This is a genomic window from Streptomyces tubbatahanensis, from assembly GCF_022699385.1.
In the GTDB taxonomy this organism is placed as follows: domain Bacteria; phylum Actinomycetota; class Actinomycetes; order Streptomycetales; family Streptomycetaceae; genus Streptomyces; species Streptomyces diacarni.
Genome location: NZ_CP093846.1, coordinates 5,619,225 through 5,631,291 on the forward strand (window position 1 = coordinate 5,619,225; position 12,067 = coordinate 5,631,291).

Genomic DNA, 12,067 nt, shown 5'->3' on the forward strand with positions numbered 1-12,067 from the left:
CCGTGCCCGAACTGCCGGAAGTCGAGGTCGTCCGCCGCGGCCTGGAGCGCTGGGTCAGCGGCCGTACGGTCACGGCCGCCGAGGTCCTCCACCCGCGCGCCATCCGGCGCCACGTCGCCGGACCGCTGGACTTCGCCGGCCGGCTCGCCGGCCGCCGCATCGGTGCGGCCATGCGGCGCGGGAAGTACCTGTGGCTGCCCGTCGACGACGGGGCGCACGCCGTCCTCGCGCACCTCGGGATGAGCGGCCAGCTCCTCGTCCAGCCCGCCGCCGCCCCCGACGAGCGGCACCTGCGGGTCAGGTTCACGTTCGAGGACGCGGACGGGGGCGAGCTGCGCTTCGTCGACCAGCGCACCTTCGGCGGGCTCTCGCTGCACCCGGCGTCCGAGGACGGCCTCCCGGACGTGATAGCGCACATCGCCCGCGATCCGCTCGATCCGGAGTTCGACCAAGACGCCTTCCACGCCGCCCTGCGCCGCCGCCGTACGACGATCAAGCGAGCGCTGCTCGACCAGTCCCTGATCAGCGGCGTCGGCAACATCTACGCCGACGAGGCGCTGTGGCGCGCACGACTGCACTACGACCGGCCCACCGCCACCCTGACGCGGACGCAGACCACCGAACTGGTGGCGCACGTCCACGACGTCATGACGGCCGCGCTGGCCGCGGGCGGCACCAGCTTCGACAGCCTCTACGTGAACGTCAACGGCCAGTCCGGCTACTTCGAGCGCTCCCTGGACGCCTACGGACGCCAGGACGAGCCGTGCCGCCGCTGCGGCACCCCGATGCGCCGCAGCGCGTGGATGAACCGCTCCAGCTACTTCTGCCCGCGCTGCCAGCGGGCCCCGCGCCCGCGCCCGGCGCGCGCGTAGCCGCCCAGGTCTGCCCGCGCGTAGCCGCCCGGGTCTGCCCGCGCGTAGCCGCCCCGGGCCGGGTCAGAAGCCGAAGAAGTGACTGCCCGGTCCGCTGACCTGGAACGTTGTGAGCGGACACTCTCGTGACCTGCGGTTGAGCTGTCGGTAGTTGTCATCGCTGGTCACCTTCGAGCGCCCTCCCACGGCCCCGTGACGGCCCGAGGGGGGCGCTTCCTCGTGAGGTCGGGGGAGAGAGTTTGAGGTCTGGTGATCTGTGGGGCGAGAGCATGAAAGGGGGCCATTACACTTGTGCCAATGGAGAGGGCTACCGCCCTCACCGTGCGAAGCAGGCACTCGGCCCCCTTTCTTGCTCTCGGAGGGGCCCCGCAGGTCGGCAGACCTTAAAGTCTCGGAGCCGACCGCCCCACCTCTCACCCCACCTCCCCGCCGCTTCGCCTTCCGCGCGCTTCGGCGGTCCGCCCCGCGGGCCGGTGGCGTCTCCTCGTCGAACCTGGCTGTCGGCGTCTTGGGTGCCTCGCCGGCTCGGAGCTGCCGGTGTGCTTGCCCGTTGATGGTGGGGCGTCGGTGCTCGGTGGGGGTGGGTCTCAGCGCTCGTTCCGGCGCGATGCTTTCACGGCGTGCCAAAGCGTGAAGCGGGCTACCTCGTGGCATCTCCTGGATGGCGCGGGGCCGGGGCCGGGGCGGCGCGGGCCGAAGGCAGGAGCAGAGCCCCGAGCCCCGAGCTCCGCGCGGGCCCGCGGTGCGGGCCTGCGGGGTGTAGCCCGTAGCGGCGGCTGGAACAGTCGATTGGTTCGCCGGCGCCGGATGCTCGAAGGGCAAGAGCCCCCACCCCTGGCCGCGCATCGGGAAGCCGTACCGGCTCACGGAGGGCGAAGCCCTACCGGCCTTGTGTCCGTGTCTCTGGCCGGGCTCCATGGGGCGCGGTGCGCTCGGTGCGTCCTGGACGGCTACTGCCCGCTTGCCGGGCCTACCGCCCCCACGCTCCCGCCTGCGGGAGGGTCCCCGAAGGGGCCTCCCCCTCCCCACCCTCGCGAGCGGAGCGAGCCTTGATGAAGTAGGGAAGGTTCTAACAGCACTTCCGGGCTGTGCTGTTGAACGGGCTACGCTTCCTCAACTCGTAGGTCCCTGGCCGTGGTCAAGCCGGCCCGTCGCTGGAACAGGGCTCCCGACTCGCGCCACTCGCGGGCTTCCGTACGGATGTGTTCGAAACCGATCCTGCGGTAGTAGGCCTTCAATCCGTCGTTGTCTCGCCAGCAGTCCAGTCGCACCCACTTCTTGCCTTCTGCTGCGGCACGTCGGCTCACCCAGTCGATGACAGCTTCCGCCAAACCAGCGCCTGCACGGGAGCGTGCCGTGATCAGCTTGTAGAAGTGGAGTCCTGACGCAAGGTCGTCGTCCTCGTTCCAGAAGTCGAGATCGGGCCCGCCCAGAGAGACCGTCGCGATCGGCGTGTTTCCGTCGTAGACAAGCCAGGTAGTTCCGTCCTCGACGCCTTGGCGGATCTTCGCGTAGGCCCGTTCCGCCCACTCTGGTAGCCACTGCCTGATCCCACGCGACGCCAACCAGCGTTCCGCGTCGTGGCGAAGCTCCATGACATCGGCCAAGTCATCGGTTGTTGCCCGGCGGATGGGATAGGTCTTCATGCGGCCGGCACCTCGTAGACAAGGGTGTGTCGGTCTCCCGGGGCAATCGTGACCATCATCCGAAGTGGGCGGTCATCCTCCCCGTACCCGATGCGGGTGTGCTCGATCACTGCTGTGCCTTGGGGCAACCCAAGACGCTCCGCTTCGTCGTGCATGGGCATCCGACTCTTGATGCGGTCGAGGTAGCGCTTCTGGGGGTACCCCGAGGCGGCGAGTATCCCGCCCTTTGCGGAAACGTCTCCCTCTTCCATCAGCGGGGTGCCTTCCGCTACGTCGTGCGGGAAGTAGCTGGTGGAGAGCTGATACGGCACTTCATCTACGTAGCGGGTGCGCTGGCGCACGACCACGAACTCGTTCGCATCCACTTCTAGGCCGGCCGCTACCTCTGGGGGCGGCTTCCTCATCGAGACCTCAACGTCCTGGCGGGGCTTTCTGCCTTGATCTACCACGGCGCGTGACCAGGCATCCAGGGCCTCTGAGCCTTCGTCACTGCGCCCGCTGCTGTGTTCGAAGCGGTGGAGAGACCACTCCAGAGGGGAGTACAGCCGCACATACCGGCTTCGGCCAGTGCTGTAGATCAACCCTTCTTGAGTGAGCTGCGCCAGGGCCTTCCGGACGGTGTCGCGACTGACGCCGTGCTTCTTGACCAAATCTTCCTCGCGGGGAAGCGGTTGATCCGGGGCGTACTGGTTGTCCTTGATCTCCTTACGCAGCAGGTCAGCGACCTGCGCATAGAGGCTTCGCGCACTACTCCTAGCTGCTGGCATCTCCGAGCCCTCCAATTGTGTACGGACACAACGTACCAACCCCCTTGACGAACGACAGGCCTCAGCCCTAGCTTCTTTGTGTACGTACACAACCCACACCACGCACATAGCGGGGTGTACGGACCAAGGAGTAGTCATGGCTGTGTTCAAGATCGACCTTTCGACCGCCACCGTGTTCGTGGCGACCGCGCCCGAGCCGAAGATGGTGAACAAGAAGACCGGTGAGCGGGCCACTGACCGGGACACCGGTGCTGGCCTCTCGACGGTGGGTCTTCTCGTCTCGGATGAGGGGGAGGGGAACCTCTACCAGGTGACCGTTCCGGAGACGGGTCTCCAGGAAGGGCTTGTGCCGGGCACGCCGGTGTCGGTCGTGGGGCTTAAGGCTCGTGACTGGGAGAACGAGTTCAACGGGCAGAAGCGGCACGGCATCGCTTTCCGTGCGGTCGCGATCTCGGCGGGTGCCTGATCGTGTCGGACCTGACGACGGTCACCGAGGTGGCGACACTGGCCGCCGGCGCCGGTGGACTCGGCTACGCGAAGGCCCGTGCGCCGCGCGTGTACTGGTCGCTGGTCGGGCTCCCGGTCACCTGGGGCCGTTTCTCGCTGACGTACCGGTCCACGATGGAGGTCTGCGGGCTGACGGTGCAGCCGTCGGGGATGCGGGCGTTCATGACGCGGAACATGGCGCGTCGGGAGGTGCGTCCGGTGCCCGCGAAGGTGCGGCGGGTCTCGCCTACCTCGACCGGATTGCGGGTCTCGCTGCGGCTCCCGGCTGGTCTGGAACCGGCGGATGTGGCGGCGGCCACTGAGCGGCTGCGGCATGCGTGGGGTGTGCGCTCGGTGACGGTGGTGGAGGCTCGCCCGGGTGTGGTGGAGCTGCGGATGACGGGTTATGACGTGTTGGCCCGGGTCCGGATGCCGCGCCGGCGGAAGCAGTCGGGGCCGATGGTGGTTCCGGTCGCGCTGCGGGAGGACGGCACGGTCTTCTGCCGCGACTTTCGGCAGGTGCCGCACGCGCTGACGCTGGGTGCGAATCAGTCGGGTAAGTCGGTGTATCAGCGCAACCTGATAGCCGGTCTCGCCCGGCTGCCGGTCGGGCTGATCGGTATCGACTGCAAACGCGGTGTCGAACAGACCCGATACGCACCCCGCCTCTCCGCGTTGGCGGCGACGCCGCAGATCGCTTCGGAACTGCTGGATGTGCTGGTCGGGGAGATGGAAGAGCGCTTCGACCTGCTGAGCGCGCACGGCGTCTCGGATGTGTGGGAGCTTCCTGCATCGGTGCGGCCGGTGCCGCTGGTGGTGCTGATCGATGAGGTGGCGGAACTGTTCCTCGTCTCCGCGAAGAAGGATGAGGAACGCCGGGATCGGATGGTGCAGCACCTGGTGCGGCTGGCGCAGATGGCCCGCGCGGTCGGTATCTACCTGGAGGCGTGCGGGCAGCGCTTCGGCTCCGAGCTGGGCAAGGGCGCCACAATGCTCCGTGCACAGCTCACCGGCCGCGTGGTGCACCGCGTCAACGATCTCCAGACCGCCGAGATGGGGCTCAAGGACATTGCCCCCGACGCCTTGCAGGCCGTCACAAGGATCGCACCGAACCGGCCCGGGGTGGCTGTTGCAGGCGACACCTCCGGCGGCTGGTCCCTCATCCGCACCCCGGAAATGAGCAGTGAGGAAGCGGTCGCGATCTGCCGCGAGTTCGCTCGCCTGACCCCGGAACCGGCCTTCCTCAAGCCCTTCCGGCCGTAGTTCCCGCCCCCTCGCTTCACGGTCGGCGTGACCGCCTTCGCGCCAGGTCCCTACCCCGTTCATGCCACAAACCGGAAGGACCCTGCCATGCCCGCACGTCCGCGCTCCGCTGCCAAGCCGAAGAAGTGCCAGCCCTGCAAGGGCACCGGCGAGATCACCGAGACCGTCCGCGTCGGCGCCCGCAAGGGCCGCGCCACCGACGACAAGCAGTCCGCCTTGTGCACCGAGTGCTGGGGCAGCGGCGAAGCCCAGTGACCCACCCCCCGGGGCGAGCCAACGCAACACCAGCCCGCCCCGGCTCACCTGGAAGGGAGGTGAAAGAGATGATCCGTTCGGTCCGTCTGGACGCCGTACTGGTACAGGCCGTGATCGCCGGTGCGCTCTCCTTCGCCCACCTGCACGACCTGGCCGCCGCTGCCGGACAGGACGGATGGAAAGCCTGGGCCTACCCCGTCTCAGTCGATCTGCTACTCGTGGCCGCATGGCGCCGGCTGCGCCTGGGCGGTGACCGCACGGCCGCGTGGTGCTGGTTCCTCGTCGCCCTGGTCGCCTCCCTCGGAGCCAACATCGCCACCGCCGGACTCCTCGACCTGGGCGCGGTACCCGCATGGCTACGGATCCTGGTCGCCGGCTGGCCCGCGCTGGCCTTCCTCGGCGGAACCCTCCTCGCCCACAGCCCCACCCCACACCAGCCCGAACCGGCTCACGAGCCGGCGCCTGCGACGCCGGAACCCGAACCGGTCCCTGCCCCGGCCGTTGCCGAGTCGGAACCGTTCGAGGCGCCTGAGCTGGGACCCGCGGGGCCTGCTCCCGCCCCGGCGGTGGAGTCCTCTCCGGCTGTTCCGCCGGCGCTGATCGACCACGCGCGCAAGCTCGACGCCGATCACCGCACCACCACCGGCACGCCGATCGACACCGCCACCCTGCGCTCCCGCCTCGGCATCCCGGAAACCCTCGCGTCCGCGATCGTCACCCAACTCGCCTGACACCTCGAAAGGGAGGCTCCCTCATGGCTCGCCCGAACCGCTTCTACGACGTGCGCCGTATCGGCCCCGTGCAGGTCGGCTCCTACTACGACGGCCGGGGCCGTACCAAGCACACCGCCGCCTGCACCGCCCCCGGCTGCGGCTTCTCCGCCGACTACACCGACCGCCCGGCCGCCGAACTCGCCGCCCGCACCCACCGCTGCAACCCCTGAGATGAGGTGAATCTGTCATGCACCTGCCTGACGAACAGCTCCGCGCCGGCCACATCCCCACCGAGCTCTACCAGCAGATCCCCGCCGGAGCCGACCCCCGCAAGGTCGTCATCGTGCAGGAAGCCCCCCGCAACTACCGGGGCCCGATCCTGCTCACGCTGACGATCACCGCCGGGAGCGTGGTGGTGCTGCTCGTGGCCGCGTTCGTGGTGCAGATCATCGCCGCCTCCTTCGTCGCGGTCCTGTCCGCGAGCGGCGGCCTCAGCTACACCCTCAACCGCGCCAACAAGACCAAAGGGCCCAAGGGACGGCCGGTCACCGCACGACCCTCCCGCGGGCACTCCAAGCGTTCCCCGCGCCCGAAGCGGGCCCGGTCCTACCGCAAGTAAGACGGCCTCCGGGGCGGCCTCAACCGCCAAGTATCCGCCGCCCCGGACGCCTACCGCCCTTCCAGACCACTGATCCGAAAGGACACCACCATCATGACCCAGCCCACCCCTGCCCACACCCGCCGCTGCCGGGACTGCGACGGCTTCCCCGTCGTCCACATCGACACCGGCACCCAGCACCCGGACGGCACCCGACTCACGATCCCGGTCGTCTGCCGCGCCTGCGACGGCACCGGCCGCCGCCGGGTCACCGTCCGGTCGTCGACCCGGGCTGGTCGGTGATCGCATGAACGTGACCACCTCCCCGGCGGTCGTCGCCCCGGCCACCCTCGCCGACGCGCTGAGGGTGGCCGGGGCCCCCGGCTTCGACCGCTGGCAAGACCAGATCCGCCGCACCGGCGGCTGCACCGACCCCATCCACCTGACCGGCAGCACCGTCACCCGCGACCGCACCACCGGCGAGATTCTCCACTCCTACAGCACCGAGCATGAGCCCGGCGGCCGGCTACGCATCGCGTGCGGCAACCGCCGCGCCTCCCGCTGCCCGGCCTGCGCCTGGACCTACGCCGGCGACACCTTCCACCTCATCCGCGCCGGCCTGACCGGCGACCCGAGCAAGGACACCCCCGAAACCGTCCGCGACCACCCGCGGGTCTTCACAACCCTCACGGCTCCCTCGTTCGGTCCGGTCCACAACCGACCCGGCAAGCGCCCCTGCCGCTGCGGCAACCATCACCCCGAAGACGCCCCGACCCTGGGGACCCCACTGGACCCCGACGCCTACGACTACGCGCACGCGGTGCTGTGGAACAACCACGCCTCCGAGCTGTGGCAGCGCTTCACGATCTACCTGCGCCGCGAGATCGCCAAGCGCGCCGGGCTGACACAGAAGGCCGCGCGGGAACAGTCCCGGGTCTCCTTCGGCAAGGTCGCTGAGTACCAGAAGCGCGGGGCCGTCCACTTCCACGCCGTCATCCGCCTCGACGGGCCGGACGGACCCGACACCCCGCCCCCGCACTGGGCCACCCTCTACCTCCTCGACAACGCCATCCGAGCCGCCGCCGCCCGCGTCGTGGTCACCGTCGACCCCAACGAGGAATACGGCTACCTCGACGGCTGGTCGCTGCGCTGGGGCCAACAGATCGACGTGCAGCCCATCGGCGCCTTCGGCCACGGCGAAGACCTCACCGAGGCGGCCGTGGCCTCCTACGTGGCCAAATACGCCACCAAAGCCGCCGAGACCACCGGCACCGTGGACCGCCGCATCGGCAACAAGGAAGCCTTGGCTCTGCTCGGGGTCCCCGATCACCCGGCCCGGCTGATCGCCGCATGCCTCGATCTGCACGCCGCCTACCCCGACCGCCGGCTTCGGGACTGGGCCCACATGCTCGGCTTCCGCGGCCACTTCTCCACCAAATCCCGCCGCTACTCCACCACCCTCGGCGCCCTCCGACAGACCCGAGCCGACTACCGCGCCGCCCAACAACGCGAAGCCCTCGGCCTCCCCGACCCCGACGACGCACCAGCAGAGGCGACCACACTCACGCTCGCCCACTGGGCCTACGCCGGGCACGGCCACACCCCCGGCGAATCCTGGCTCGCCGCCACCATCGCCCGCGATCTCAGCGCCCAACGAGAGACAGCACGGCATGAGCAAGCCCACCTAACCGACGACGCACAGGAGTGGTGACCATGGCGACCGCGACGCTCCCCCGCCGCTACCTGAGCCCCGAAGACCTCGCTGACCTCTTCGGCGTCCCCCTCGAAACCGTCTACCAATGGCGCCGCAAGCGCACCGGCCCGCCCGGCTTCCGCATCGGCCGCCACCTGCGCTACGACCCCGAAGACGTACGCACCTGGGTCGCCTCCCGCGTCGGGGAGGTCGCCTGATGGCCGGCCACATCCAAGACCGCTGGTACAAGACCACCACCGGTCCGGACGGCAAGTCCGTCAAGGTCAAGACCGATCGCTTCGGCGTCGGCATGCGCTACCGCGCCCGATACGTGGGGCCGGACGGGACGGAGAAGAGTAAGAGCTTCGCGGACAAGCAGAAGCGCAAGGCCGAGACATGGCTGTCGAACGTCGAAGCGGACATGTCGCGCGGGGACTACATCGCACCCGAAGCAGGCAGGGTCACCTTTGAGCAGTACGCCACCGAATGGATGCGTACGCAGATGACGGACCCCGCGACGCGTGAGTCCGTCGAGATGCGGCTACGGCTGCATGCGATCCCGCACATCGGCAAACGTCCCATGGGTTCCTTCAACCCGACGCACCTGCGGCTCTGGATCCGCGCCCTGGAGGACGCCGGCCTGTCGGCTGCCTACCGTCGTGGCATCTTCGCTCACGTCTCCACAGTGTTCACAGCGGCAGTGGAAGACCGGATCATCAGGACCAACCCGTGCAGTGCTCGATCGGTCAAGGCGCCGCGACTCGATCCACGCAAGATCAAGCCGTGGACGGCCGAACGCGTCAAGGCCGTCCGGGCAGAGCTTCCCGAGCGCTACCGCGTTCTCGTGGACGCCGCTGCCGGGTGTGGTCTTCGGCAGGGTGAGGCGTTCGGCCTGGCTGTCGAGGACGTGGACTTCTTGGGCGGGGTCGTGCATGTCGTGCGGCAGGTGAAGCTACTGCGAAACCGTCCGGTGTTCGCCCCGCCCAAGGGCGGCAAGGAGCGGGACGTGCCTCTGCCCGAGTCGATCGGCTTCGCTTTAGCCGCGCATCTGACGACGTTTCCGGCCGCTGAGGTCACCTTGCCGTGGAAGACGGTGGACGGCCCTCCGGTCACGGCAACCTTGATCTTCCGGAGTCCTGAGGGGCTGTCGCTCAACCGCAACCGTTTCAACGATCGTCAGTGGCGCCCTGCCGTGCGCGCTGTCGGCATCGACTCTGGCCGGGACAACGGCATGCACGCGCTTCGCCACTTCTACGCGTCCGTGCTCCTGGACGCGGGGGAGAGCATCAAAGCTCTGAGTGAGTACTTGGGCCACCATGACCCCGGCTTCACGCTGCGGACCTACACGCACATGATGCCGTCGAGCGAGACGCGGACGCGGGCCGCTGTGGATGCGGTCTTCCGAGATGAAGGAGCTTCGGATGACGGCCCGGACACGGCCCTGAGCGGGGTGTAGGTCGCTGACCTGTGATTATCTCAGAAGCCGAAGTCCTGGGTCCACCAGGGGCCGCCCTCGGCGAAGTGCGCACCGACGCCCAGCGTGCGGTAGTCGCAGTTGAGGATGTTCGCGCGGTGGCCCGGGCTGCTCATCCAGGAGTCCATTACGGAGCGCGCGTTCGCCTGACCGCGTGCGATGTTCTCACCGCCCAGGTCGGTGACGCCCGCGGCCTCCGCGCGGTCCCAGGGGCTCTTGCCGTCGGGCGAGGTGTGCGAGAAGAAGCCGCGCCGTGCCATGTCGGCGCTGTAGCCGCCGGCGAGCGCGGCCAGGTCTCCGTCGGCCCGCACGGGCCGGCAGCCGGCCTTGGCGCGCTCCTGGTTCACCAGGGTGAGCACCTCCTGCTCGGCGGCGGACTCCTGGTCGGCCGCCGCCGTGCTCCCGCCCGCCGACCCGCTCCGCGCCGGGTCGCGGTCCCGCCCGTCGCGGGAGCCGCGCTCCTCGTCGCCGTCGGGTGCTGACGTGGGGCGGGAGGGGGAGGCCTCGGAGGGCGAGGACGAGGGTTCGTTCTTTCGCGAGTGCCGGCTTCCGGGAGCGGTCGTGCGCCGGTCGTCGCCTCCCGGGGCCGCGGTGGCGGTCGCTTCGGCCGGGGCGCCGGATGTCGTGGGAGGCCCGGTCTCCTCGGGCTCCTCCTGGGCTCGGACGCGGTGATCCCCGGGCCCGTCGGGGCTGCCGGGCGCGGGTATCAGGCCCGACGCCACGGCGACCGCCCCCATCGCCAGGGCCGCGGAGGCACCCAGCAGCCCCGTCTGCACCGGGGCTCCGGTACGCCCGGGGCGCCTGCCGTGCCGCTGCCGGGTCGCGCTCCGGGCGGGGTCGTCCTTGGGTGCGGGCGGGGTGGGGGTAGCGCGTCGATGGCGGCCCATCTGTGCTGTCCTCACGTTGCTCGGCGGTCACTGCGGCTCACTGTCTCCTCTCCCCTCGCCCGAAGTGTGCGGGGCGTGTGAAGAGAGTTGCCGGGCAATGTACGGCATCCGCACGGGGGTGGATGTGTCCGCTCGGGAATTGTCCGGATAGCGTGCACCCATGGTTGCCATCAACCCGACCGACGACAGCCCGGACGGACGGCTGCACGAACCGGAGAGCGAGCCCGCGCGGGCGGCGGAGCGTGACCGGATGTCAGAGCAGGTGCCCGAGCAGCCGGGCGGGGCGCGTCCGCACGATCCCGCGCGCCTGACCGCGTGGGTGCGCGGCGAGGTGCAGGGTGTGGGCTTCCGCTGGTTCACCCGCGCGGCGGCACTGCGCATCGGGCGGCTCGTCGGCTTCGCCCTCAACCTGGGCGACGGGCGGGTCCAGATCGTGGCGGAGGGCACCCGCGCCGACTGCGAGCAGTTGCTGGAGTGGCTGCGGGGCGGTGACACGCCCGGCCACGTGGACGGTGTGACCGAGATCTGGGACACACCCCGCGGGGGGTACCGCGGCTTCGCGATCCGGTGATCCACAACGGTTGCCATTCGGGCTGTGGCGTGCAAAGCTTCCGCAACGAGTCAGCGCGGTGGATCTTCCTCCCAGCCCCCGAGGGCAGCCTGCTCCGGCGCCGGACGCCGTCGAGTCGAGGCACACCCGGGGGCGCCACGTGTGATCGTGTTGACCGTCAAACCTTTTGGTGAGACCCTGGAATCCCCGCGCACCTGAGCTGTTTGATCGAAGATTCTTCAGTAAAAGTCCAGAGCAGACCCTCAACGGTGCGATTCCCTCACGACCCACCAGACTCACGGTCGGTCACTCAGTGTGGAGGACCATCCATCATGGCAAAGGCGCTTCTCGGTCACGTCGGCGGCTTCGACCCCCGAGTGCAAGCCGAGATGCGACGGCTGCAGCAGCGTGTCCAGGACCTCGAATCCGAACTTGTACGGATGCAGGCCGAGAACGACGCTCTGTCCGCCGCCGCTCGGCATGACTCGGTGTTCGAAGACATCGACGTGACGACGGCCGAGCCCGCGCTCACCTGACCCAGCCCCCGGGCAGGACAGGCCGAGCAGGACGGCCGCGCTCGACAATCTGTAAGGGACGCTTCGGCGTCCCTTTGTTCTTCCCGCACCCTGCTGGGCGTCGTCGCCGCAGAGCGGCGTCATCGGCGTCGGTTGTCTTCGTCGCCGCGCTGCTGTCCGGGCGCGGCGCGAGCCTGCTGGGACTGCCTCGTGCTGTCCTGCTGCCGAGTGGCGGTCCCGGTGCACTTCGTTACGTCTGGTGTGCCCTGGCGCCTCCACGGCGAAACCCGGCGGCGCGACCCCGGCGCCGGAACCTTCCCGCCCCCTTCGGTGCGGTGGGCGCGACAT

At 69.6% G+C, this 12,067-nt stretch carries 16 protein-coding genes; 13 read left to right on the forward strand and 3 right to left on the reverse strand.

The window, feature by feature from the left end; all coding sequences use genetic code 11:
- Positions 1 to 2 precede the first annotated feature (2 nt).
- Positions 3 to 872, forward strand: coding sequence for a bifunctional DNA-formamidopyrimidine glycosylase/DNA-(apurinic or apyrimidinic site) lyase (mutM, locus tag MMF93_RS24345; RefSeq protein ID WP_242754774.1), 870 nt, complete (start codon positions 3 to 5; stop codon positions 870 to 872).
- Between the two features lie 1,103 nt (positions 873 to 1,975).
- Here the strand turns inward: mutM and MMF93_RS24350 are convergent.
- The gene (locus MMF93_RS24350) at positions 1,976 to 2,518 is read right to left on the reverse strand and encodes a GNAT family N-acetyltransferase (RefSeq protein WP_242754776.1); all 543 of its coding nucleotides are present in this window, start codon (positions 2,516 to 2,518) and stop codon (positions 1,976 to 1,978) included.
- A complete protein-coding gene (locus tag MMF93_RS24355) occupies positions 2,515 to 3,285 on the reverse strand; it encodes a GntR family transcriptional regulator (protein ID WP_242754778.1) in 771 nt (256 codons plus the stop codon). Before MMF93_RS24355 ends, MMF93_RS24350 begins: the two co-directional genes overlap by 4 nt.
- Before the next feature lie 136 nt (positions 3,286 to 3,421).
- Between MMF93_RS24355 and MMF93_RS24360 the strand changes: the two genes are divergently transcribed.
- From MMF93_RS24360 to MMF93_RS24405, 10 genes are all read left to right on the forward strand, one after another.
- Positions 3,422 to 3,751, forward strand: a complete 330-nt coding sequence (locus MMF93_RS24360; protein WP_242754780.1) for an SCO3933 family regulatory protein — start codon at positions 3,422 to 3,424, stop codon at positions 3,749 to 3,751.
- 2 nt (positions 3,752 to 3,753) lie between these two features.
- Positions 3,754 to 5,034, forward strand: coding sequence for an FtsK/SpoIIIE domain-containing protein (locus MMF93_RS24365; protein WP_242754782.1), 1,281 nt, complete (start codon positions 3,754 to 3,756; stop codon positions 5,032 to 5,034).
- A gap of 87 nt (positions 5,035 to 5,121) precedes the next feature.
- A complete protein-coding gene (locus MMF93_RS24370; RefSeq protein ID WP_242754784.1) occupies positions 5,122 to 5,289 on the forward strand; it encodes a hypothetical protein in 168 nt (55 codons plus the stop codon).
- A 68-nt stretch (positions 5,290 to 5,357) separates the two neighbouring features.
- A complete protein-coding gene (locus MMF93_RS24375) occupies positions 5,358 to 6,020 on the forward strand; it encodes a DUF2637 domain-containing protein (protein WP_242754786.1) in 663 nt (220 codons plus the stop codon).
- Between the two features lie 23 nt (positions 6,021 to 6,043).
- Positions 6,044 to 6,232, forward strand: a complete 189-nt coding sequence (locus tag MMF93_RS24380; protein ID WP_242754788.1) for a mobile element transfer protein — start codon at positions 6,044 to 6,046, stop codon at positions 6,230 to 6,232.
- 17 nt (positions 6,233 to 6,249) lie between these two features.
- Complete coding sequence (locus MMF93_RS24385) at positions 6,250 to 6,621, forward strand: hypothetical protein (RefSeq protein ID WP_242754791.1); 372 nt, start codon at positions 6,250 to 6,252, stop codon at positions 6,619 to 6,621.
- 93 nt (positions 6,622 to 6,714) lie between these two features.
- Positions 6,715 to 6,903: a hypothetical protein gene (locus MMF93_RS24390; RefSeq protein WP_242754793.1), complete on the forward strand. Its 189-nt coding sequence runs from the start codon at positions 6,715 to 6,717 to the stop codon at positions 6,901 to 6,903.
- Positions 6,904 to 6,907: 4 nt separating this feature from the next.
- Complete coding sequence (gene repSA, locus MMF93_RS24395) at positions 6,908 to 8,311, forward strand: replication initiator protein RepSA (RefSeq protein ID WP_242754795.1); 1,404 nt, start codon at positions 6,908 to 6,910, stop codon at positions 8,309 to 8,311.
- A gap of 2 nt (positions 8,312 to 8,313) precedes the next feature.
- Positions 8,314 to 8,511, forward strand: a complete 198-nt coding sequence (locus tag MMF93_RS24400) for a helix-turn-helix domain-containing protein (protein WP_242754797.1) — start codon at positions 8,314 to 8,316, stop codon at positions 8,509 to 8,511.
- Positions 8,511 to 9,749: a tyrosine-type recombinase/integrase gene (locus MMF93_RS24405; RefSeq protein ID WP_242754800.1), complete on the forward strand. Its 1,239-nt coding sequence runs from the start codon at positions 8,511 to 8,513 to the stop codon at positions 9,747 to 9,749. Before MMF93_RS24400 ends, MMF93_RS24405 begins: the two co-directional genes overlap by 1 nt.
- Positions 9,750 to 9,769: 20 nt before the next feature.
- Here the strand turns inward: MMF93_RS24405 and MMF93_RS24410 are convergent, their stop codons facing one another.
- Positions 9,770 to 10,654, reverse strand: a complete 885-nt coding sequence (locus MMF93_RS24410) for a CAP domain-containing protein (protein ID WP_242754801.1) — start codon at positions 10,652 to 10,654, stop codon at positions 9,770 to 9,772.
- A gap of 250 nt (positions 10,655 to 10,904) precedes the next feature.
- On the opposite strand from MMF93_RS24410, the gene MMF93_RS24415 reads away from it, so the two are divergent.
- Together MMF93_RS24415 and MMF93_RS24420 are read left to right on the forward strand one after the other, a co-directional pair.
- Positions 10,905 to 11,225, forward strand: coding sequence for an acylphosphatase (locus MMF93_RS24415; protein ID WP_114024299.1), 321 nt, complete (start codon positions 10,905 to 10,907; stop codon positions 11,223 to 11,225).
- A 311-nt stretch (positions 11,226 to 11,536) separates the two neighbouring features.
- Positions 11,537 to 11,740: a hypothetical protein gene (locus tag MMF93_RS24420; protein ID WP_242754802.1), complete on the forward strand. Its 204-nt coding sequence runs from the start codon at positions 11,537 to 11,539 to the stop codon at positions 11,738 to 11,740.
- Positions 11,741 to 12,067: the final 327 nt, after the last annotated feature.